Origin of the sequence: Limimaricola sp. AA108-03 (assembly GCF_050847355.1) — a bacterium.
Classification (GTDB): domain Bacteria; phylum Pseudomonadota; class Alphaproteobacteria; order Rhodobacterales; family Rhodobacteraceae; genus Limimaricola.
The window spans coordinates 2,535,251-2,557,850 of record NZ_CP193755.1; the positions used below are offsets into that span (position 1 = coordinate 2,535,251).

Consider the following 22,600-nt stretch of genomic DNA (forward strand, 5'->3'; position numbering starts at 1 on the left):
AGAGATGCCATGCGCCGCCCTGCATTCCTGCTGTCAGCGTTGCTGACCGGCAGCCTCGTTCCGGTCTGGTCACTGGCGCAAGACCTCGAACCCACGCCGGAAGAGATCGTCGAGGACTGGATGGCCTCGGGCCACGCCGACGCCATGTCGGAAGCGTTCCGCCACTGGGACGAGGAGGGCGAGATCCCCGGCGCCTGCGCCGCGTGCCATTCCACCACGGGCTTTAGGGCCTATCTCGCCTCGCCGATGACCACCGCAGGCCTCATCGACCATCCCGTCCCCACGGGGGATTTGGTCGAATGCACCTCGTGTCACGCCCCGGAAACGGCGTCGCTCACCACCCTTCCCTTTCCCTCCGGCGCGGCGATTTCGCTTGGGTCGGGCATGGCTGTCTGCGCGGTCTGTCACCAAGGCCGCGCGTCCGGGGAGGACGTCGACACGGCCATCGCGGATCTCGGCGACGACGAGGTGTCGGACCGGTTGAGCTTCATCAATGTCCATTACTCCGCGGCCGCGGCGACATTGCTGGGTGCCGAGGCCGGCGGCGGCTATGAATACAAGGGCCGGAGTTATGCGGGACGTTTCGCGCATGTTCCGGGCTTCGACGACTGCGCGGGCTGCCACGGCGCGCATGACACGGCGATCGAGATCGCCGACTGCACGAGCTGTCACGCAGGCGTGGAGAATTCGCGCGCGATCCGAACGAGTGAAGCGGACCCGGACGGCGACGACAACACCGCCGAAGGCATCGCCTCGGAGATCAAAGCCCTGCACGAACATCTGCGCAGGATGATCATGCTCTATGCCGAGACCGTCAGCGACGCGGCCATTCTCTACGCGCCGGACAGCTTTCCCTACTTCTTCACCGATCTCGACGGCGACGGGCAGGCCGACGCGGAGGAGACCGTACGCGACAATCGCTATGCCAGCTGGACACCTCGGCTGCTGCGCGCGGCCTACAACTACCAGTTCGTCGCGAAAGACGGAGGCGCCCATGCCCACAACCCGCGCTACGCGGCGCAGCTCCTGATCGATAGCCTGAACGATCTCGCCGAAGCCCTGCCCCAAGCCCCGGGAGACGCCTTCATGCGACCATGACGGCACAAGGGAACATCGCGGGATGATACGCTTGGCGTTCCGCTGCTCGTGCTTGGGCTCAGCACCCGCTGATCGCCTTCTGGGGCATGGTTCATGGCTCGAAGGGCGAGCGGTGGCCTGAGCAATCCCTTACGGCTGGTCAAGGCGCGGATAGCGCGTCATAGCCGTAGTTCCCCAAATTCACGGCAAGCTGCGCAGCGACGATCGTCGAGTACCGCCCGGCGTCATCCTTACGAACCGCAATGGCCTGCGGGGGTGTGATGCATACGCAACATACGGCCCCCACAAGTCGCGCTGCATCATGGTCTCCTCGCCTCGAAATCAGTGAGGAAGGCGCCCATGCATACGGGGCTATCCATACCATCAGGCCGGGATTCGCTTCGGTCGCGAACTCGATGCTGCCGAGGTGTTGCCGTGGTGGGCGGCGCCGATGCCTTCGAGCAATGCCGGGACCGCGTCGAGCCGGACCGCCGGGCTGTAGTAGAAGCCTTGCACTTCATTGCAGCCCTCGGAGCGCAGCTGGTTGAGCTGTTCGAAGGTCTCGACCCCTTCGGCGGTGGTGGTCATTCCGAGGCTCGTCCCCAACCCGGTGATCGCCCGCACGATGGACAGCGCGTCGCCGCTCTTCTCAATATCGCGAATGAAGGAACGGTCGATCTTGATCTTGTCGAACGGGAAAGAGCGCAGGTAACCCAACGAGCTGTAGCCCGTGCCGAAATCGTCCATCGACACGCGCACACCCATACCGCGCAGCTGTTTCAGGATCGACAGCACGAGTTCGCTCTGCCGCAGCAGAACGGTTTCGGTGATCTCCAGCTCCAGCCGCTGCGGTTCCAACCCGGCCTGCGACAGCGCCTGAGCCACTTGGTCGAGCAGTTGCTGCGAGCGGAACTGCGCCGGTGACAGGTTGACCGCGATGCGAACATGGGCGGGCCAGCCGGCGGCGGCGTCGCAGGCGCGCTGCAGCACCCAGGCACCGATCTCGCCGATCAGCCCGATCTCCTCCGCAAGCGGGATGAACTCCGCGGGCGACACCGCGCCGCGCTCGGGATGCGTCCAGCGCAGCAGCGCCTCGAAGCAGCTGACCCGGCTCGTCGCCATGTCGACGATGGGCTGGTAGTGGACCTCGAACTCGTCATTCTGCAAAGCCAGGCGAAGATCCCGTTCGAGCATCCGGCGTTGCTGCATCGAGCTGTCCATCTCCTGTTCGAAGAAACGGAAGCCGTTGCGCCCATCGGCCTTGGCCCGGTAGAGCGCCATGTCCGCGGCCTTGACCAGCGTCTGGGCGTCGCCGCCGTCATCGGGATAGAGCGCGATTCCGATGCTGGTGCCGATCGCGACCTGGTGGCCGGCGATCTCGAACGGTCGGGTGATCTCCTCGATGATGCGTTCTGCCAGCTTGCGCGCCTCCTCGCCCGACGCGATGTCGCTTTCGATGATCGCGAACTCGTCACCGCCGAGCCGCGCGACCACGCCCGAGGGACGCAGGCAGCCACGCAGCCGCGCGCCCACATGGCGGAGCAGTTCGTCTCCTGCGGGATGGCCGTGCAGGTCGTTGACCGCCTTGAAGTGGTCGAGGTCGAGATAGAGCACGGCGTGCTGCCGACCGCGCGCCGCGACCGCAAGGGTTTCTTCGATCCGGCGCGTGAACAGCAAGCGATTGGGGAGGTCGGTGAGCGCGTCGTGATGCGCCATGTGTTCGATCCGGGCCTCGTCGCGCTTGCGCTGGGTAACATCCTCGAAGGTGGCGACCCAGCCACCGGCAGGCATCGGCACGCAGGAGACCGATACCGACCGGCCGTCGCCGGTGGAGGCGAGATGGGTCAAGGTCTCGCGGTCGCTGTCGCGTCGCGTGAGGAGCGAGATGAAGTCGGCGTCCTGTGCCTCGGTGACATGCCCCGCCCTGTTCATGACCTCGAGGATCTGCGCGATCTTCATGCCCGGTTTGAGAGCCCCGGAAGGCAGGCCGTAGATCTCCTCGAAACGGCGATTATGCACGACCAGTTCGCCCTTGGGGCCGTACATGCAGAGGCCTTGGGACATGTTGTTCAACGCGGCGTCGAGACGCATGTTGCGCTTGGCGATCTCCAGCTCGGACTGTTCGATCAGGCGAGCGCGGGCTTGGGCGAGTTGTGTGATCAACCCGTCGAAACTGCGGGCCAGCAGGCCGATCTCGTCCTTCCGGGCGAGGATCGAAGGCGCGATCAGCTCAGCCACTTCGGGCGTCCGGCTTTCGTCTCGCGCACCCGTCGACAACCTGTTCATTGCCGCGCTCATGGCGGTGATCGGATCGGTCAGGCCGCGCGAGGCGATCCAGCCGAAGACCAGCATCGTCAACCCGAGGAAAACGGTGGTCAGCGTGAGAGTACGCTTGAGCTGCGCAATGCTGCCGAAAGCGGCCTCCTCGGTCACGCCCGAGAGCATCTGCAACTCGAGATGTGCGAACGGGCTCTCGGCGGGAAACTGCGCCGAGGTGACCAGATCGGGGCCCTGATCCCGCACCAACGCCTCGCCCGGCGCTGTTCCCTCCACGGCAGCAAGAAGGCGCTGCACGATTTCGTCGGCCGCGTCCGAACCGGTGCGATAGAGGAGCCGTCCCTCGCCATCGCGAAGCAGCAACGCGCGCTCGGCGCCCTGGGCCTCATCGCCGATCTGCACGCGGGCAAGCTGTTCGCGCAGCCGGTCCATGCCGATCGTGCCCGAGAGCACGCCGATCACGGTGCTTTGGTCATACTCGGCCCGGATCGGCACGCTGAACAGAAAGGAGTCGTCGGCAAGACCGGGATGCGCGTCGAACCCCCCCACGACCGGAAGCCCGGCGAGGCTTTGGTCCAGATGGTCGATGTCGAGATCCTGACCGGGGCTCAGATCAACTCCCTCGGCCGCGATCACCGCGCCGGTTTCGTCGGTCACCACGAATGCCGCGAACTCGCGATATCGCGTCCGCATCGCCGCCAGCGACCTGGCGATCTCGCCGATGCCGTCGGCGATCAGGACGTCCTGCATCACGTTCGTCTCGGCGAGCGTGGTCAGGTCGTACATCGTGCGGTCCAGCCAACGCTCCAGATCGAGCATCTCGGCATTGAGGGTACGCGTGGCCTTGTCCGCGACCTCGGCCCGCAGCGCACGCTCTCCGAAATAGGTGGCAACCAAGGTGCCAATTCCCAGCGACACGAGAGCGCAGGTGAACAGCATCGCCGCCACCTTGAGGCGCAACCCCGCCCGCGCCCAGCGAGCGACAGGGATGGCCGTGGCCATGCTCAGAGATCCTGCCAGCCGATGAGGGTCCAGGGACCCACGACCCGGAACGCGGCATTGCGATCCACATCTTGGCCGGTGATGCGGCCCTGACCCCGGGTGGCATCCTGGCCGATCGCCTGGCGGAAGCCCGCCAGGTCGAGGCCGGCAAAGTCGAAGCCATCGAAATAGTCGTCCCGGTCCTCGAGATCACCGACCCGCTCGGTGGGGATCTCGCGCCGGCTGTCGAAGATCACATGCCCGGTATCGGCGACGATCATGATCTCGCCCGCATCATTGGCAGCCAGCCGCTGGAGGATGTCGCCGTAAGCCGTGAAGGCATGTTCGTAATGCAGGATCGACCGCTTGTCCCCGTCGACCAGAACGGGAGTCACGTAGGCGACCACCCATTTGTCCGCGTCCGGCGACAGGTAGATCGGCGAGGTATAGACCTGTCGGTGATCTGCCGCGAAGCCGGGCGCGAAGAACGGCGCATCGGCCTCATCGGTCGCAAGATCATGGGCGATTTCGTCACCGACGATGCGGGAGATCTCAGCGCCCTGCGGGTCGATCAGGCACATTTCCTCGACGTGGAACTTGTCCTGCGTGGCAAGCGAGACCTCGTCGATCCGCGACTTGTGGCGGTGCCGCTCCGAATCATCGTGAGTATGGAAATAGTCGGCGAAGGCCTCGTCCTGTGCGACCGTTACCAGCGCCCTTTGCGCATTGGGGTGCAGCCGCCCGATCGCGGCGGCAGCACGCTCGGCGAGCGCGTCCACCGCTGCCGTATCGGCCTTGGCGCCGCCCGCGACTACCCCGCTCATGGCAAGGGCCAAGCCAGCGCAGACCAGTTTGCCCATGATTGCCGAATTTTTCATCGTGCCTTCCCCGTCTTGTCCAATGCCGGCCATCAGATCCGATGGTTCAGGCTGAATTCCGTAACATGTCGAAGGGAAGTCGGGCATTTCTGTGGCGGAGGCGCCAAGACTGTTTCCTCCCTGACGCTTAATGGCCTCAAGGCCACAAGATCGTCATGTGCACACGAGGCGTCGAAAACCTCGGGACGCCTTGGCTCACTGCCCATATCAGGGCGGGGGCAATGCCGTAGCATCGCGGCCTGCAGGCCCCATCGAGCTGGAAACCTCGCGCTTCGGACCGTAGAGGTTCTAGACGCCGTCGAGATCGTTGCTTCGTGCGGCGTCCCGGCTTCAAAAGGCCTTGCAGGCGCTTCGTGCTGTGCTCGGCATCGATAATGAGCGGTGAATCTTACCGGTTCGTTAATGGCGGGCACTCTCTCTTCGAGAGCATCACCTGACCTTGCCGGAGCGGCCCTTCTGGCAGGTGGTATGGTGTATGGCCGATAAGACTGAATTCCGCCCCTCGATGCGGGCTGCCTCGGTCCGATGATGAAGCAGCGCGTCGGACCTGCTCGGGGGGCCAGACCGCTATCACCAGCACGTATGGAGAGCATGGCATCGCCCTTAGCTTCGTCGGCAGGTCCGATGTGATGTCTGAGCCGTGAGTGGTTCGGGCCACGCCGAACGCGATGCGCCGGGACAGCTTCCCGACGTGATCTGGTGGATCATGCCGTGGCCCACCGCAGCATAGGGGCCGCCACCATGCAGGGCATGTCGGCGAGTATGTCGGTCCGGTCCGACACGTCGGCAAAATCGTCGTTCTTCGCGGGGCGCACCAGCCGGTCCGAATGATTTGTCCATTTTTCGAGACACCGGCTGCCAGCAAACCGACACCCCGCGAGCAATCCCGGCTCGCGAGGTGACGTAAGCCGAGACCCGAGCAAGGCCCGGAGCTACCCCCCGGTCTTCGAGATCATCGACAGGATCTCCGAGGCCGCCTTGGGAATATTGGTGCCCGGACCGAAGATCGCGGCGACGCCGGCCTGTTTCAGCATCTCGTGATCCTGATCGGGGATCACCCCGCCACAGACCACGAGGATCTCGCCCGCCCCCTGCTCGCGCAGCGCGGCCACAAGCTTTGGCGCGAGGGTGCGGTGCCCCGCGGCCTGGCTGGAGATGCCCACCACGTGCACGTCGTTGTCGAGCGCGTCCTGAGCCGCCTCTTCCGGCGTCTGGAACAGCGGCCCCATGTCGACGTCGAAGCCCAGATCCGCGAAGGCGGTGGCGATCACCTTGGCGCCGCGGTCGTGCCCGTCCTGACCCATCTTCACCACCAGCATGCGCGGGCGGCGACCCTCGGCCGCGGCGAAATCGGCGATCTCCTTCTGGATCCGCTCGAAACCCTCGTCGCCCTCCCAGGCCTTGCCATAGACGCCCGCCAACGTCTTCACCTCGGCCCGATGCCGGCCGAAGACCTTTTCCATCGCCATGCTGATCTCCCCCACCGTGGCGCGCGCCCGGGCCGCCTCGACCGCCGCTTCCAGAAGGTTGCCATCCCCCCGCGCGACCTCCTCCAGCGCCGTCAGCGCCGCGTCGCAGGCCGCCTGGTCGCGGGTCGCCCGGATCGTCTCCAGCCGCGCCACCTGCCCGTCGCGGACCTTGACGTTGTCGATGTCGAGGATGTCGATCGGATCCTCGCGCTCCTTGCGGTACTTGTTGACGCCGACGATCACCTGTTCGCCCCGATCGATCAGCGCCTGCCGCCTTGCCGCCGTCTCCTCGATCCGAAGCTTGGGCATTCCGCTCGCCACCGCCTTGGTCATGCCGCCCAGGCCCTCGACCTCCTCGATCAGCGCCCAGGCCTTCTCGGCCAGTTCGTGGGTCAGCCGCTCGACGTAATACGACCCCGCCAGCGGATCGACGACGTCGGTGATGCCGGTCTCTTCCTGCAGGATCAGCTGGGTGTTGCGGGCGATGCGGGCCGAGAAATCGGTGGGAAGGGCTATCGCCTCGTCGAGCGCGTTGGTGTGCAACGACTGGGTCCCGCCGAGCACCGCCGACAGCGCCTCGTAGGCGGTGCGCACGACGTTGTTGTAGGGATCCTGCGCCTGGAGCGACACGCCCGAGGTCTGGCAATGGGTGCGCAGCATCAGGCTCTTGGGGTCCTTCGGCTCGAACTCTTCCATGATCCGATGCCACAACAGCCTGGCTGCGCGCAGCTTCGCGGCCTCCATGAAGAAGTTCATGCCGATCGCGAAGAAGAACGAGAGCCGTCCGGCGAAGCGGTCCACATCCATGCCGCGTGCGATCGCCGCGCGCACGTATTCGCGCCCGTCGGCCAGGGTGAAGGCCAGCTCCTGCACGAGATCGGCGCCAGCCTCCTGCATGTGGTAGCCCGAGATCGAGACCGAGTTGAATTTCGGCATGTGATCCGCGGTGTAGCCGATGATGTCCGCTACGATCCGCATCGAGGGTTCCGGCGGATAGACATAGGTGTTGCGGACCATGAACTCCTTGAGGATGTCGTTCTGGATCGTGCCCGAGAGCTTCTCGACCGGCACGCCCTGCTCCTCGCCCGCGACGATGAAGCTGGCAAGGATCGGGATCACCGCGCCGTTCATCGTCATCGAGACCGACACCTTGTCGAGCGGGATGCCGTCGAACAGGATCTTCATGTCCTCGACGCTGTCGATCGCCACGCCCGCCTTGCCGACATCGCCCTCGACCCGGGGGTGGTCGCTGTCATAGCCGCGATGGGTGGCGAGATCGAAGGCGACCGAGACGCCCTGCTGCCCGCCCTCCAGCGCCCGCCGGTAGAAGGCGTTCGATTCCTCGGCGGTGGAGAAGCCCGCATATTGCCGGATCGTCCAGGGCCGACCGGCATACATGGTCGAGCGGACGCCGCGCGCATAGGGCGCCTCGCCGGGCATTGCATCCAGATGCGACAGCCCTTCGAGGTCGCCCGCGTCATAGACCGGCTTGACCGCGATCCCCTCCAGCGTGTCGCGCGTCAGGCTTTCGGGATCGCGGCCCTTCAGCTCCTTGCGGGCGCGCGCGGCCCATGATCCGCGGGAGTCGCTGTTCTCGGTCATGTCATGGCCCTCCCAGGCTCATTCGAATTCCATGATGGTCTGATCGACCGAGAGGCTGTCTCCGGCCGCCGCGTGCAGCTTCGCGACCTTGAGCTTGCGCTCGGCGCGCAGCACGTTCTCCATCTTCATCGCCTCGACGGTGCAGAGCGGCTGGCCCTCCTCGACCTCCTGCCCCTCCTCGACCGCGACATGCACCACCACGCCCGGCATCGGGCATAGTAGCAGCTTCGAGGTATCGGCCGCCTGCTTTTCCGGCATCAGCGCCGCCAGCTCGGCCTGCCGCGCGGTCCAGACCTTCACGTCGAGATCGGCGCCGCGATGGCGCACCCGGAACCCCGCGATGCGCGGCTCGACCTTCAGCACCGTATCCGTTCCCTCGACCGTGAGCCGGGCCAGCCGCGCGCCCGGGGTCCAGTCGCCCGCGACCCGCAGCACCGTGCCGTCCTCGAAACGCACGTCGGTGGCGCCCTCCCCGGCCTTCAGCGTCACCGCGTGGCTCTCGGCGGCGACCTGCACCACGAAGGCCTCGCCGACGCGGCGCTCGTGGTGGTCGATCCGGCCCGAGATCCGGGCCCGGCGGATCTCCTCGATGCGCTGCAGCGTGGCGCAGGCGGCGGCGATCCGGCGCAGCGTGTCGCGCGGCAGGTCGACGCCCGAGAAGCCCTCGGGCCATTCCTCGGCGATGAAGCCGGTATGGATATCGCCCGAGCGGAACTTCGGATGCGCCATCACCGCAGAGAGGAACGGCAGGTTGTGACCGATGCCCTCCAGCTCGAAGCCGTCGAGCGCGCGCTCCATGGCATCCACGGCACGCTCGCGGTCCGGCGCCCATGTGCAGAGCTTGGCGATCATCGGGTCGTAATGCATCGAGATCTCGCCGCCCTCGGCGACGCCGGAGTCGTTGCGCACGACCTCCGCTTGGGACGCGAATTCCTGCGGCGGGCGGTAGCGCGTGAGCCGCCCGATCGAGGGCAGGAAGCCGCGATACGGATCCTCGGCATAGAGCCGGCTCTCGATCGCCCAGCCATTGAGTTTGATGTCGTCCTGCACGAAGGGCAGCGGCTCGCCCGCGGCCACGCGGATCATCTGCTCGACGAGATCTATGCCGGTGATCAGCTCGGTCACCGGATGCTCGACCTGCAGCCGCGTGTTCATCTCGAGGAAGTAGAAGTTGCGATCGGCATCGACGATGAACTCGACAGTGCCGGCGCTCTCGTAGCCGACCGCCTGTGCCAGCGCGCAGGCCTGCGCGCCCATCGCGGCCCGGGTTTCGAGGTCGAGGAAGGGCGAAGGCGCCTCTTCGACGACCTTCTGGTTGCGGCGCTGGATCGAGCATTCGCGCTCGCCCAGATAGACGCAGTTGCCGTGCTTGTCGGCCAGCACTTGGATCTCGATATGGCGCGGACCGACCACGAACTTCTCGATGAAGATCCGGTCGTCGCCGAAGGAGCTGGCCGCCTCGCGCTTGGAGGCCTCGAAGCCTTCGCGTGCCTGCGCATCGTCATGCGCGATCCGCATGCCCTTGCCGCCGCCGCCGGCGCTGGCCTTGATCATCACCGGATAGCCGATCTGCTGCGCGATCCGCACCGCCTCATCGGCATCCTCGATCAGGCCCATATGGCCCGGCACCGTGCTGACACCGGCTTCGGCCGCGATCTTCTTGGAGGCGATCTTGTCGCCCATCGCCTCGATCGCGCCGACCGGCGGTCCGACGAAGGCCACGCCGCGATCGGCCAGCGCACGGGCGAATTTCGGGTTCTCGGAGAGAAAGCCGTAGCCCGGATGCACCGCCTCGGCGCCGGTTTCCTCGATCGCCCGCATCACGCGGTCGATGTCGATATAGGACTGCGCCGCGGGCGCGGGCCCGATCTCGACCGCGCGGTCGGCCATGGCGACATGCACCGCGTCGCGATCGGCTTCGGAATGCACCGCGATGGTCTCGATCCCCATCGCGCGGGCGGAGCGGATCACCCGGCAGGCGATCTCGCCGCGATTGGCGACGAGCAGGCTGCGGAACGGCGGGCGTGCCTCAGAGCGGGATGTTGTCATGCTTCCTCCACGGGTTCTCGAGGCTCTTGTTCCGCAGGGCGGCGAAGGCGCGGGCGGTGCGGCGACGGGTGGCGCGCGGCATGATCACTTCGTCGACGAAGCCGCGCTCGGCGGCGACGAAGGGGTTGGCGAAGCGGTCTTCGTAATCCTTGGTGCGCTTGGCGATCTTGTCGGGATCGCCCAGTTCCGAGCGATACAGGATCTCGGTCGCGCCCTTGGCCCCCATCACCGCGATCTGCGCGGTGGGCCAGGCATAGTTCACGTCGCCGCGCAGGTGCTTGGACGCCATGACGTCATAGGCCCCGCCATAGGCCTTGCGGGTGATGACGGTGACCTTGGGTACCGTCGCCTCGCCATAGGCGAAGAGGAGCTTCGCGCCGTGCTTGATCACCCCGCCATATTCCTGCCCCGTGCCCGGCAGGAAACCCGGCACGTCCACGAGCGTCAGGATCGGGATCTCGAAGGCGTCGCAGAACCGCACGAAGCGCGCGGCCTTGCGGCTCGAGTCGATGTCGAGGCAGCCCGCCAGCACCATAGGCTGGTTCGCGACGACGCCGACGGTCTGGCCTTCGAGCCGGATGAAGCCGGTGAGGATGTTCTTGGCGAACTCCGCCTGCATTTCGAGGAAGTCGCCCTCGTCCGCGATCTTGGTGACCAGCTCGTGCATGTCGTAGGGCTGGTTCGGGTTGGCGGGGATCAGGCTGTCGAGGCTCGGCTCCTCGCGCGCGGGATCGTCGAAGAAGGGACGCTTGGGCGCCTTTTCGCGGTTGTTGAGCGGCAGGAAATCGATCAGCCGCCGCGCTTCCAGAAGCGCCTCGACATCGTTCTCGAAGGCCGCGTCGGCGACGCTCGACTTGCGCGCATGGGTGAGCGCGCCGCCCAGCTCCTCGGCGGTGACCACCTCGCCGGTCACGGTCTTCACCACGTCAGGGCCGGTGACGAACATGTAGGACGAGTCCTTCACCATGTAGATGAAGTCGGTCATGGCAGGCGAATAGACCGCGCCGCCCGCGCAGGGCCCCATGATCAGCGAGATCTGCGGCACCACGCCCGAGGCCAGCACGTTGCGCTGGAACACCTCGGCATAGCCGCCCAAGCTCGCCACGCCCTCCTGGATGCGGGCGCCGCCGGAATCGTTGATGCCGACGACAGGCGCGCCATTGCGCATCGCCATGTCCATGATCTTGCAGATCTTCTGGGCGTGGGTCTCGGAGAGCGATCCGCCGAAGACGGTGAAGTCCTGGCTGAAGACATAGATCATCCGGCCGTTCACCGTACCCCAGCCGGTGACGACGCCGTCGCCCGCGGGTCGGCTCTCCTGCATGCCGAAATCGGTGCAGCGATGGGCCACGAACATGTCGTATTCCTCGAAGCTGCCCTCGTCGAGTAGCAGCTCGATCCGCTCGCGCGCGGTCAGCTTGCCCTTCGCGTGCTGCGCCGCGATCCGCTTTTCGCCCCCACCCTGCCGGGCCGAGGCGCGGCGCTCTTCGAGCTCGCGCAAAATCTCTTGCATCGGCGTCCTCCTTCGGGCGCCATCCTAGGGAAAGAAGGCCCCAGCTTCCCAGTACGATTGCGCGAATTTGCAAACTCGGCATTATGCAGAGCGTTGTCTATGCAAATTGGCAAAGTGGAGGCGGGATGGCGGTTCAGAAGCATTATGCCGGGACCCAGCTGCGTGAACTGCGCGGACGGATCGGGCTGACCCAGAAGCGCTTTGCTGAAAGGCTGGGGGTATCGCTTCCCTATCTGAACCAGATGGAGAACAACAACCGCCCCGTCTCGGCGGGCGTGGTGCTGGCGCTGGCGCGCGAATTCGGCTTCGACGTGACCGAGCTGACCTCCGGTGAGGAGATCCGCCTTGCTTCGGACATGCGCGAGGCCTTGGCCGACCCGGTGCTGAGCGGCGTGCAGCCGGCGCTTTCGGACCTGCGCATGGTCGCCGCCAACGCCCCTTCGGTGGCACGCGCCCTGCTCGACCTGCACGCCGCCTATCGCCGGACCCAGGATCGCCTCGCCTCATTTGACGAAGCGCTGGGACGCGCCGGTGCCGCCGTCTCGCCTTGGGAGGAGGTGCGCGACTTCTTCCATTATTGCGACAACTACATCGACGCCATCGACCGCGTCGCCGAGCAGTTCGCCCGCCGTGCCGCCGCCGAGGGGCAGGACGCGCCACAGGCGGCGATCGAGGCGCTCGATGCGCGCGGCATCACCCTGCGCGAGGTGGCCGAGGCGCCACTGCGGCGCTTCGATGCAGAGAACCGCAGCCTCACCCTGTCGTCCCGGGCGCCCCGCGCGACCCGGCGATTCCAGCTTCTGGTGCAGCTCGCCCTGATCGAGCACCGGGAGCTGATCGAAGCCACGCTCGACCTCGGCCGCTTCGAGATCGGCACCGCGCGCGACATTGCCCGGATCGGATTGGCCAACTATTTCGCGGGAGCGGCGCTGATGCCCTATGGCGCCTTCCTCGTCGCGGCGCAGGAGACACGCCACGATCTCGAACTTCTGGCCGAGCGGTTCGGCGCCAGCCTCGAGCAGGTGGCGCACCGGCTTTCCACCCTGCAGCGCCCCGGCGCGCGCGGCGTGCCTTTCTGGTTCGTGCGGGTCGATCAGGCGGGCACCGTGACCAAACGCCACTCCGCCACCCAGCTGCAATTCGCCCGCTATGGCGGCGCCTGCCCTCTATGGAACGTGCATCAGGCCTTCGAGACGCCGACGCGCTGGCTGCGCCAGCTGGCCGAGACGCCGGACGGGGTGCGGTATCTTTCGCTGGCGCGCGACATCAGCGGCGGCGGCGGGGCATGGGGCGCGCCGGTGCGGCGCTTTGCGATCGGGCTGGGCTGCGAGGTGAAACATGCGCGCGAGCTGGTCTATGCCGACCACATGGACCTTGATTCCGCCCAGGCCTTCGAGCCGGTGGGCATCTCCTGCCGGATCTGCGAGCGCACCAACTGCCACCAGCGCGCGGTGCCGCCGCTCGAAGGACGGCTGAAGGTGGACGCGGATCTGCGGCAGGACCTGCCCTACCGTCTGGAGTGACCGCCCCCGGCGCCGGTCAGTCCGGCGCGCCCTCCAGGATCATGATGTTGGCGATGCCCGCCCCCTCGCGGTGGCGCTTCGCGGCCTGATAAGCGTCGGAATTGTAGCAGGCGAGCGCGGCCTCCATCGAGTCGAACTCGATCACCACGTTGCGGGGATGGCTCTCGCCCTCCAGCGCCTCGATCCGGCCGCCGCGCGCCAGCACCCGCGCGCCGTGCTCGCGGAACGCCTGCGTCGCCCCTTCGGCGTAGAGCTTGTAGGGCTCGGGGTCGGTGACCGTCACGTGGGCGATCCAGTAGGCCTTGGGCATGTCGTCTTCTCCTGTCTGCGGACATGAAAAGGCCGGGGCGACACCTGCCGCCCCGGCCCGTCACGCGCATGGCGTCACTTGTTGAGGATCTTCGACAGCACGAGATAGGCCGCGCCAGCCACGAACAGCCCGACGAACCAGGCATAGGTGTAGATCGTGGCGAAGAAATCCGAGGTGCCAGCGGTGATGCCGACGCCGGCGAGGAAGCCCGGCAGGTTCGGCAGGATGCCGATCACCAGCGCGCCGACCCCGGCCCAGTTGGTGCCGTTGCGGCCCGAATAGATGCCGTCCATCCGGAACAGGTCCTTCACCTCGAGCTTGGTCTTCCGCAGCAGGTAGTAATCCGCCAGCATCACGCCCGCGATCGGGCCCAGCAGCGCCGAATAGGCGATCAGCCAGCCGACGATGTGGTTCACCAGCACCCAGGGGAACATGGCGATGCCGATGCCCGCCGTGATGTAGCCGCCGCGCTTGAGGTTGATCTTGCTCGGCGCGAGGTTCGAGAAGCCGTGCGCCGGGGCCACCACGTTGGCCGCGAGGTTGGTGGTCAGCGTCGCCACGATCAGCGCGAAGAGCGCGACGATGATCGAGAAGCCGCCCATCCGCTCCGCGAGCTGGATCGGATCCCAGATCGCCTCGCCATAGATCACGATCGTCGCCGAGGTCACCGCCGAGGCGATGAAGGCGAACAGCGCCATCGGGATCGGCAGACCGACGAGCTGGCCGAGGAACTGGTCCTTCTGGCTCTTGGCGTGGCGGGTGAAGTCCGGGATGTTGAGCGCCAGCGTCGCCCAGAAACCGATCATGCCGGTCAGGCTCGGCCAGAACACCACCCAGAACTGCCCTTCCTGCGGCTGGCCGGGATCGAATTCGCTCGGGGTCGAGAGCATCGGGCCGAAGCCGCCGGCGGCGAACCAGGCCCAGCCCAGCAGCGCGAAGCCCATCAGCAGCAGGAACGGCGCGGCATAGGTCTCGAGCCAGCGGATCGATTCCGTGCCATGGGTGATGAAGTAGAGATGCAGCGCCCAGAAGGCGAGGAAGCAGACGAACTCGGCGAGGCTGATCCCGAGGATCGGCATCGCCTCACCCGCCAGCGCGCCACCCGTCAGCGTGTTTAGGATCACGAAGATCGCCGAGCCGCCGACCCAGGTCTGGATGCCAAACCAGCCGCAGGCGACGATGCCGCGCGCCACGGCCGGGATCTTGGCACCCGAGGGGCCGAAGGAGGAGCGCAGGAGCACCGGGAACGGGATACCGTATTTCGTGCCGGCATGGCCCAGAAGCACCATCGGGATCAGCACGATCGCATTGGCCGCGAGGATGGTCAGCACCGCCTGGTCCCAGCTCATGCCGGAATTGATCAGGTAGGAGGCCAGCAGGTAGGTCGGGATGCAGACCACCATGCCGACCCAAAGCGCGGCAATGGCGAGCCAGTCCCATGTGCGCTCGGCCGCCGTCGTCGGCAGCTGGTCCTCGTTGTAGAGCCTCGGATCCATCCCGGCGGCGTCGAGGGGCGCGCGCGCCCCGCCTTCCGCCGCGGGGATTCCCGCAGTCATGTCCGTCATGTCTTGTCCTCTCCCTGTTATTGGTCTTGGGCGCCCTCTTATTCTCTTCCCCGGGCGCTAAAGAAAATGCCCCCGAAAGTCCCGGGGGCATTTCATCTCAGACGCAGGCCGGCATGTTTTCGGGCTTGCGCTCGACCTTGCGCGGCGCCGTCACCTCCTTCCACTTCGACAGCGCCTTGTTCACCTCCGGGAAGGCGGGGCGCTTGACGAAGCGGCCATGGCCGGGCGTGGCGCAGACCTTCCCGTCATCGACCGCGAACGTGCCGCGGCTCAGCACGTGGCGCGGCAGGCCGGTGACCTCGCGGCCCGCGAAGACGTTGTACTCGACCACCGACTGCTGGGTCTCGGGCGAGATTACCTTCGACTTCTTAGGGTCCCACACCACGATGTCGGCGTCCGAGCCTTCGAGGATCGCGCCCTTCTGCGGGTAGATATTGAGGATCTTGGCGATGTTGGTCGAGGTGACGGCGACGAACTCGTTCTTGGTCAGACGTCCGGTGTTCACCCCTTCGGTCCAGAGCACCGGCATCCGGTCCTCCAGCCCGCCGGTGCCGTTCGGGATCTTGGTGAAATCGTCGATACCGGTGCGCTTCTGGTCGATGGTGAAGGCGCAGTGATCGGTCGCCACCACCTGCAGCGAGCCCGCCTGCAGGCCTGCCCAGAGGCTGTCCTGGTTCGACTTGTCGCGGAAGGGCGGCGACATGACGCGCTGGGCGGCGTGGTCCCAGTCGGGGTTGCGATACTCGCTGTCGTCGAGCACGAGGTGCTGGATCAGCGGCTCGCCATAGACCCGCATGCCCTTCTGACGGGCGCGGCGGATCGCCTCGTGCGCCTGCTCGCAGGAGGTGTGGACGACGTAGAGCGGTACGCCCGCCATGTCGGCAATCATGATCGCGCGGTTGGTGGCCTCGCCCTCGACCTCTGGCGGACGCGACATGGCGTGACCCTCGGGACCGCGGATGCCATCGGCCAGCAGCTTCTGCTGCATGGTCGCGACCACGTCGCCGTTCTCGGCATGCACCATCGGCAGCGCGCCGATCGCGGCGCAGCGGCGGAAGCTGTCGAACAGCTCGTCATCATCCACCATCAGCGCGCCCTTGTAGGCCATGAAGTGTTTGAAGGAGTTGATGCCCAGATCGACGACCTGCTGCATTTCCTCGAACACCTGCTCACCCCACCAGGTCACCGCCATGTGGAAGGAGTAGTCGCCGCAGGCGCGCTGCGATTTGGCGTGCCAGCCCTCGAGCGCTTCGAGGAGCGACTGGCCGGGGCTGGGCAGGCAGAAATCGACCACCATGGTGGTGCCACCCGCAAGGCCCGCGCGGGTGCCGCTCTCGAAGTCATCGGCCGAATGGGTGCCCATGAAGGGCATCTTCAGATGCACATGCGGGTCGATCCCACCCGGCATCACGTAGCAGCCGGTGGCGTCGAGCACCTTGTCGCCAGACAGGTCAGCGCCGATCTGCACGATGGTCTCGCCCTCGATGGCGATGTCGGCGGCGTAGCTGCGGTCGGCGGCAACGATGGTGCCGCCCTTGATCACGGTTCTCATGCTCATCTCCTCACTCCACGATTTCGGCAGTTTCCAGAACGGCGTGCAGCAGCACGTCGCAGCCGGCGGCGGCCCATTCGCGGCTGATTTCCTCGTCCTCGTTGTGGCTCAGACCATCGACGCAGGGGCACATGATCATCGCGGTGGGCGCCACGCGGGCGATCCAGCAGGCGTCGTGGCCCGCGCCCGAGATGATCTCGCGATGCGAATAGCCCAGCTTCTCGGCGGCGCGGCGCACCGCATCGACGCATCCCTCGTCGAAGGGCACCGGATCGAAGCCGCCGACCTTCTCGAAGGCGATCTCCAGCTCCATTTCGTCCGCGATCCTCGCGCCTTCGCTGCGCAGCCGGGCCTCCATGTCCTCGATCACCGACAATTCGGGCGAGCGGAAATCGACGGTGAAGACGGCCTTGCCGGGGATTACGTTGCGCGAGTTCGGGAAAACCTCGATGTGACCGGCCGCGCCCACCGCGTGCGGCTTGTGGGACCACGCGATCTCGTCGACCTTGTCGAGGATGCGCGCCATGCCGAGACCGGCGTTGCGGCGCATCGGCATCGGGGTCGATCCGGTGTGGCTCTCCTTGCCGGTCACGGTCACCTGAGTCCAGCTCAGCCCCTGCCCGTGCGTGACGACGCCGATATCCTTGCCCTCGGCCTCGAGGATAGGGCCCTGCTCGATATGCAGCTCGAACATCGCGTGCATCCGGCGGCGGCCCACCGGCTCGTCGCCGACATAGCCGATGCGGGCCAGCTCGTCGCCGAAGCGCTTTCCTTCCGCATCCTCGCGCGCATAGGCCCAGTCCTGCGTGTGCACGCCGGCGAAGACGCCGCTCGACAGCATGGCGGGGGCGAAGCGGGTGCCCTCCTCGTTGGTCCAGTTGACCACAACGATCGGGCGACGCGGGGTGATCCCCTGGTCGCGGATCGAGCGCACGACCTCGAGGCCTGCGAGCACGCCCAGCACGCCGTCATACTTGCCACCCGTGGGCTGGGTGTCGAGATGGCTGCCCATCATCACCGGGTCGAGATCGGGCTCTGCGCCTTCGAGCCGGGCGAACATGTTGCCCATGCTGTCGACGCCGACGCTCATGCCGGCCTCTTCGCACCAGCGCTTGAACAGGTCGCGCCCCTCGCGGTCGGCATCGGTCAGGGTCTGGCGGTTGTTGCCGCCGCGCAGGCCGGGGCCGATCTTCGCCATCTCCATCAGCGAGTCCCACAGCCGGGCCCCGTCGATCCGGGTGTTGGTCTGGATGTCTTTCATAGGTCCTCCCATTGCTGGCAGGCGGCGCTGCGGCCCTCCCCGGCCGCAGCGCCGCCCGCCCTCCTCAGGCGTCGAGCGCCTCGCCGAGCGTGCCGACCAGCTGGTCGATCTCGGATTTCTCGATGATCAGCGGCGGCGACATGGCGATGGTGTCGCCGGTGGTGCGCAGGTGCACGCCCTTGTCCCAGGCGCGCAGATAGGTGTCGAAGGCCCGCTTGGTGGGCGCGTCTGCAAAGGGCTCCAGCTCGACCGCGCCGACGAGGCCGACGGCGCGGATGTCGATCACGCCGGGCTTGTCCCTCAGGCTGAACAGCGCCTCGGCCCAGTACTCCTCCAAGCTCGCGGCGCGCTCGAACAGCTCCTCCTCGCGGTAGGTGTCGAGCGCCGCGAGCGCCGCGGCGCAGGCCACCGGGTTGCCCGAGTAGGTATAGCCGTGGAACAGCTCGATCATGTGATCGGGGCCGGTCATGAAGGCGTCGTGGATCTCCTCGCTGGCCAGCACCGCGCCCATCGGGATGACGCCGTTGGTCAGCCCCTTGGCGGTGGTGATCAGGTCCGGCTCGACGCCGTAATAATCGGCACCGAAGGCCCGGCCCAAGCGGCCATAGGCGGTAATCACCTCGTCGAAGATCAAGAGGATGCCGTGCTTGCGGGTGATCTCGCGCAGCCGCTGCAAATAGCCCTTGGGCGGCAGTATCACCCCCGCCGAGCCCGCCATCGGCTCGACGATCACCGCGGCGATGGTCTCGGCGCCATGCAGCGCGACCATGCGCTCCAGCTCGTCGGCGAGCTCGGCGCCGTGCTCGGGCTGGCCGCGGGTAAAGCCGTTGCGGGCGATGTCATGGGTATGCGGCAGGTGGTCGACGCCGCCCAGCAGCGTGCCGAAGGCGCGGCGATTGTTGACCAGCCCGCCGACGGAAATGCCGCCGAAATTGACGCCGTGATAGCCCTTCTCGCGGCCGATCAGCCGGGTGCGCCCCGGCTCGCCCTTGGCCTTGTGATAGGCCAGCGCGATCTTCAGCGCGGTCTCCACCGATTCAGAGCCGGAATTGGTGAAGAAGACGTGGTTGAGATTGCCCGGCGCCAGCTCGGCGAGGCGCGAAGCCAGTTCGAAGGCCTTGGGGTGGCCCATCTGGAAGGCGGGCGCGTAGTCGAGTTCCTCGACCTGCCGCTGCACGGCTTCGGTGATGCGCGGCGCGCGATGGCCCGCGTTGACGCACCACAGACCGGCGGTGCCGTCCATGACCTTCCTGCCGTCTGTGGTGGTGTAGTACATCCCCTCGGCGCTGGCGATCATGCGCGGGTTGTCCTTGAACTGCCGGTTGGCGGTGAAGGGCATCCAGTAGGCGCCGAGGTCGTTGCGGATCTTGGTCTCTGCGTTCATCTCGTCATTCCTTGAACGGGTGGCCTCAGGCGGCCGAGCGGGCCAGCAGTTCATCGAGCGATTTCTTGGCGTCGCCGTAGAACATGCGTGTGTTGTCCTTGAAGAAGAGCGGGTTCTCGATGCCGGAATAGCCGGTGCCCTGGCCGCGCTTGGAGACGAAGACCTGTTTCGCCTTCCAGACCTCGAGCACCGGCATGCCGGCGATCGGCGAGTTCGGGTCGTCCTGGGCGGCGGGGTTCACGATGTCGTTCGAGCCGATGACGATGGCGACGTCCGTCTCGGGGAAGTCGTCGTTGATCTCGTCCATCTCCATGACGATGTCGTAGGGCACGCGGGCCTCGGCCAGCAGCACGTTCATGTGCCCGGGCAGCCGCCCCGCCACCGGGTGGATCGCGAAGCGCACGGTCTTGCCCTGCGCCCGGAGCCGGCGGGTCAGCTCGGAGACCGACTGCTGCGCCTGCGCCACTGCCATGCCGTAGCCCGGCACGATCACCACGCTGTCGGCCTCCTCCAGCGCCTGCGCCACGCCCTCGGCGTCGATCGCGATCTGCTCGCCCTCGACCTCCATCGCCGGGCCCGCGCTGCCGCCGAAGCCGCCGAGGATGACCGAGACGAACTTGCGGTTCATCGCCTTGCACATGATGTAGCTCAGGATCGCGCCCGAGGAGCCCACCAGCGCGCCGGTGACGATCAGCAGGTCGTTGCCCAGCGTGAAGCCGATCGCCGCCGCGGCCCAGCCCGAATAGGAGTTCAGCATCGACACCACCACCGGCATGTCGGCGCCGCCGATGCCCATGATCAGGTGCCAGCCGATGAAGCCGGCGATGAGGGTCACCAGCACCATGGTCCAGATGCCGGCGCCGGTCAGGTACAAGAGCCCCAGCGCCAGGCACAGCGCCAGGGCGGCGGCGTTGAGCATGTGGCCGCCGGGCAGCTTCTTCGGCTTGCCGTCGACCTTGCCCGCGAGCTTGCCGAAGGCCACCACCGAGCCGGTGAAGGTCACCGCGCCGATGAAGATGCCGAGGAACACCTCGGTCTTCAGGATGCCGATCTCGGTCGCGTCCTTCAGCGCCAGCTTCTTGCCGAAGCCGGTGAGCTCGCCGAAGAAGCCGCCGCCCGCCGCCGCGAGCTCGTCCGGATCCAGCAGCGCCAGCGCCGCGCGGTCGAGCCCGTGGGTCGCCAGCAGCGCGTTGATGTCCGACAGCATGATGTCGGCGTTGAGCCCGATGAACACCGCCGCCAGACCGACGAAGCTGTGCAGCGCCGCGACCAGCTGCGGCATCTCGGTCATCTGCACCCGGCCGGCGACGATCCAGCCGGCGAAGCCGCCCGCCGCGATCGCGATCAGGATGAGAACGAGGTTGTGCACGCCGGGGCCGAACACGGTGACGAAGACCGCCACCGCCATGCCCGCGATGCCGTACCAGACCGCGCGCTTGGCGCTCTCCTGGTTCGACAGCCCCCCGAGCGACAGGATGAACAGGATGGCCGCGACGATATAGGCGGCCGAGACGATGCCGATGCTCATGATCCGGCCCCCTTACGACTTGCGGAACATGGCGAGCATCCGGCGCGTGACCAGGAAACCGCCGACGATGTTGATCGAGGCGATCAGCACCGAGATGAACGAGAGAAACACCACCAGCCAGTTGCCCGAGCCGATCTGCAGCAGCGCGCCGAGGATCACGATGCCCGAGATCGCGTTGGTCACCGCCATCAGGGGCGTGTGCAGCGAGTGGCTGACGCCCCAGATCACCTGGAAGCCGACGAAGCAGGCCAGCGCGAAGACGATGAAGTGGCTCATGAAGCTCTCGGGCGCGACCGCGCCGATGAGCAGCATCACCAGCGCCCCCGCGGCCAGGAGGCCGATCTGGTCCTTGGTCTGCTTGCGGAAGGCCGCGATCTCCTGGCCGCGCCTTTCCTCGACCGTCAGCTCGCGCGGCTTCTCCTTCTTCGGCGCCGCGGCGATGGCCGCCGTCTTCGGCTTCGGTGGCGGGTAGGTGATCTCGCCGCGATGCGTCGCGGTGGCGCCGCGGATCACGTCGTCCTCCATGTCGTGCTCGACGACGCCGTCCTTGTTCGGCGTCAGGTCGGCCATCATGTGGCGGATATTGGTGGCGTAGAGCGTCGAGGCCTGCTGCGCCATGCGCGAGGGGAAGTCGGTGTAGCCGATGATCGTCACGCCGTTCTCGGTGACGAACTTCTCCTCCGGCACGGTCAGCTCGCAATTGCCGCCGCGCTCGGCGGCGAGATCGACGATCACCGAGCCGGGCTTCATCGCCTCGACCATGTCGGCGGTCCACAGCACCGGCGCGTCGCGGCCCGGGATCAGCGCGGTGGAGATGACGATGTCGATCTCGGGCGCCAGCTCGCGGAACTTGGCGAGCTGCTTCTCGCGGAACTCCGGGCTGGAGGGGGCGGCGTAGCCCCCCGTCGCCGAACTGTCCTGGGCGTCCTCGAAATCGAGATAGACGAACTCGGCGCCCATGCTCTCGATCTGCTCGGCCACCTCGGGGCGCACGTCGAAGGCCAGCGTCACCGCGCCGAGCGAGGTCGCGGTGCCGATCGCGGCGAGGCCGGCGACACCGGCGCCGATCACCAGCACCCGCGCCGGCGGCACCTTGCCGGCCGCCGTCACCTGGCCGGTGAAGAAGCGACCGAAATGGCTGCCCGCCTCGATCACCGCGCGGTAGCCCGCGATGTTGGCCATCGAACTGAGCGCGTCCATCTTCTGCGCCCGGGAGATCCGCGGCACCATGTCCATCGCGATCACCGTGGCGCCGGCGTCCCTGGCGCGGCCCAGCGCTTCGGCGTTCTGGCCCGGGTAGAAGAACGAGATCAGCGTCTGGCCCGCGCGCAGCCGCCCGAGCTCCTCGTCCAGCGGCGGCCGCACCTTGGTGACGATCTCCGCCTCGGCCCAGAGCGTCGCGGCGTCCGGCACCACCCGCACCCCCGCCGCCTCGTAGGCCGCGTCGGTGAACCCCGCCGCCAGACCCGCCCCCGCCTCGATCAGGCACGCATGCCCCAGCTTCGCCAAGTCCCGCGCCGACGCAGGCGTCATCGATACCCGCGCCTCGCCGGCGGCCACTTCGCGTGGCGCTCCAATCCTCACGATACTGTCCTCCCATTGCCCCACGGCGCCCTCCCAAGCGCCGAGCG

14 protein-coding genes are annotated in these 22,600 nt (G+C 66.9%); 2 read left to right on the forward strand and 12 right to left on the reverse strand.

Annotated elements, in window-relative coordinates; all coding sequences use genetic code 11:
* The first annotated feature begins 9 nt into the window (after positions 1-9).
* A complete protein-coding gene (locus tag ACRAQ3_RS12400; protein ID WP_432254840.1) occupies positions 10-1,098 on the forward strand; it encodes a polyheme membrane-associated cytochrome C in 1,089 nt (362 codons plus the stop codon).
* A 363-nt stretch (positions 1,099-1,461) separates the two neighbouring features.
* On the opposite strand, the gene ACRAQ3_RS12405 is transcribed toward ACRAQ3_RS12400, so the two are convergent.
* The 5 genes from ACRAQ3_RS12405 to ACRAQ3_RS12425 all read right to left on the reverse strand — a co-directional run bounded on the left by ACRAQ3_RS12405 (position 1,462) and on the right by ACRAQ3_RS12425 (position 11,846).
* Positions 1,462-4,356, reverse strand: a complete 2,895-nt coding sequence (locus ACRAQ3_RS12405) for a bifunctional diguanylate cyclase/phosphodiesterase (RefSeq protein ID WP_432254841.1) — start codon at positions 4,354-4,356, stop codon at positions 1,462-1,464.
* Positions 4,357-4,358: 2 nt separating this feature from the next.
* Entirely contained in the window at positions 4,359-5,246 is an 888-nt protein-coding gene (locus tag ACRAQ3_RS12410; RefSeq protein WP_432254842.1) for a hypothetical protein, read from the reverse strand.
* Positions 5,247-6,145: 899 nt separating this feature from the next.
* A complete protein-coding gene (gene scpA, locus ACRAQ3_RS12415; protein WP_432254843.1) occupies positions 6,146-8,284 on the reverse strand; it encodes a methylmalonyl-CoA mutase in 2,139 nt (712 codons plus the stop codon).
* 18 nt (positions 8,285-8,302) lie between these two features.
* Positions 8,303-10,333 carry an acetyl-CoA carboxylase biotin carboxylase subunit gene (locus tag ACRAQ3_RS12420; protein WP_432254844.1) on the reverse strand — a complete coding sequence of 677 codons (2,031 nt, stop codon included), beginning with the start codon at positions 10,331-10,333 and terminating at the stop codon, positions 8,303-8,305.
* On the reverse strand, positions 10,314-11,846 hold the full coding sequence (locus ACRAQ3_RS12425) for an acyl-CoA carboxylase subunit beta (protein WP_432254845.1): 1,533 nt from the start codon (positions 11,844-11,846) through the stop codon (positions 10,314-10,316). Before ACRAQ3_RS12425 ends, ACRAQ3_RS12420 begins: the two co-directional genes overlap by 20 nt.
* 125 nt (positions 11,847-11,971) lie before the next feature.
* Here ACRAQ3_RS12425 and ACRAQ3_RS12430 point away from each other — a divergent pair, with 125 nt between their 5' ends.
* Positions 11,972-13,369 carry a helix-turn-helix domain-containing protein gene (locus ACRAQ3_RS12430; protein WP_432254846.1) on the forward strand — a complete coding sequence of 466 codons (1,398 nt, stop codon included), beginning with the start codon at positions 11,972-11,974 and terminating at the stop codon, positions 13,367-13,369.
* Between the two features lie 16 nt (positions 13,370-13,385).
* Here ACRAQ3_RS12430 and ACRAQ3_RS12435 read toward each other — a convergent pair whose 3' ends face one another.
* The 7 genes from ACRAQ3_RS12435 to ACRAQ3_RS12465 all read right to left on the reverse strand — a co-directional run bounded on the left by ACRAQ3_RS12435 (position 13,386) and on the right by ACRAQ3_RS12465 (position 22,553).
* Entirely contained in the window at positions 13,386-13,679 is a 294-nt protein-coding gene (locus ACRAQ3_RS12435; RefSeq protein WP_253330509.1) for a DUF1330 domain-containing protein, read from the reverse strand.
* A 74-nt stretch (positions 13,680-13,753) separates the two neighbouring features.
* Positions 13,754-15,244 carry an NCS1 family nucleobase:cation symporter-1 gene (locus tag ACRAQ3_RS12440; protein ID WP_432254847.1) on the reverse strand — a complete coding sequence of 497 codons (1,491 nt, stop codon included), beginning with the start codon at positions 15,242-15,244 and terminating at the stop codon, positions 13,754-13,756.
* A gap of 97 nt (positions 15,245-15,341) precedes the next feature.
* The gene (hydA, locus tag ACRAQ3_RS12445; protein WP_432256292.1) at positions 15,342-16,796 is read right to left on the reverse strand and encodes a dihydropyrimidinase; all 1,455 of its coding nucleotides are present in this window, start codon (positions 16,794-16,796) and stop codon (positions 15,342-15,344) included.
* Between the two features lie 10 nt (positions 16,797-16,806).
* Complete coding sequence (locus ACRAQ3_RS12450) at positions 16,807-18,057, reverse strand: Zn-dependent hydrolase (RefSeq protein ID WP_432254848.1); 1,251 nt, start codon at positions 18,055-18,057, stop codon at positions 16,807-16,809.
* Positions 18,058-18,121: 64 nt separating this feature from the next.
* Positions 18,122-19,441 carry an aspartate aminotransferase family protein gene (locus ACRAQ3_RS12455; RefSeq protein ID WP_432254849.1) on the reverse strand — a complete coding sequence of 440 codons (1,320 nt, stop codon included), beginning with the start codon at positions 19,439-19,441 and terminating at the stop codon, positions 18,122-18,124.
* 25 nt (positions 19,442-19,466) lie between these two features.
* Positions 19,467-20,969, reverse strand: coding sequence for an NAD(P)(+) transhydrogenase (Re/Si-specific) subunit beta (locus ACRAQ3_RS12460; protein ID WP_432254850.1), 1,503 nt, complete (start codon positions 20,967-20,969; stop codon positions 19,467-19,469).
* 12 nt (positions 20,970-20,981) lie between these two features.
* On the reverse strand, positions 20,982-22,553 hold the full coding sequence (locus ACRAQ3_RS12465; protein WP_432254851.1) for a Re/Si-specific NAD(P)(+) transhydrogenase subunit alpha: 1,572 nt from the start codon (positions 22,551-22,553) through the stop codon (positions 20,982-20,984).
* Between the last annotated feature and the right edge of the window lie 47 nt (positions 22,554-22,600).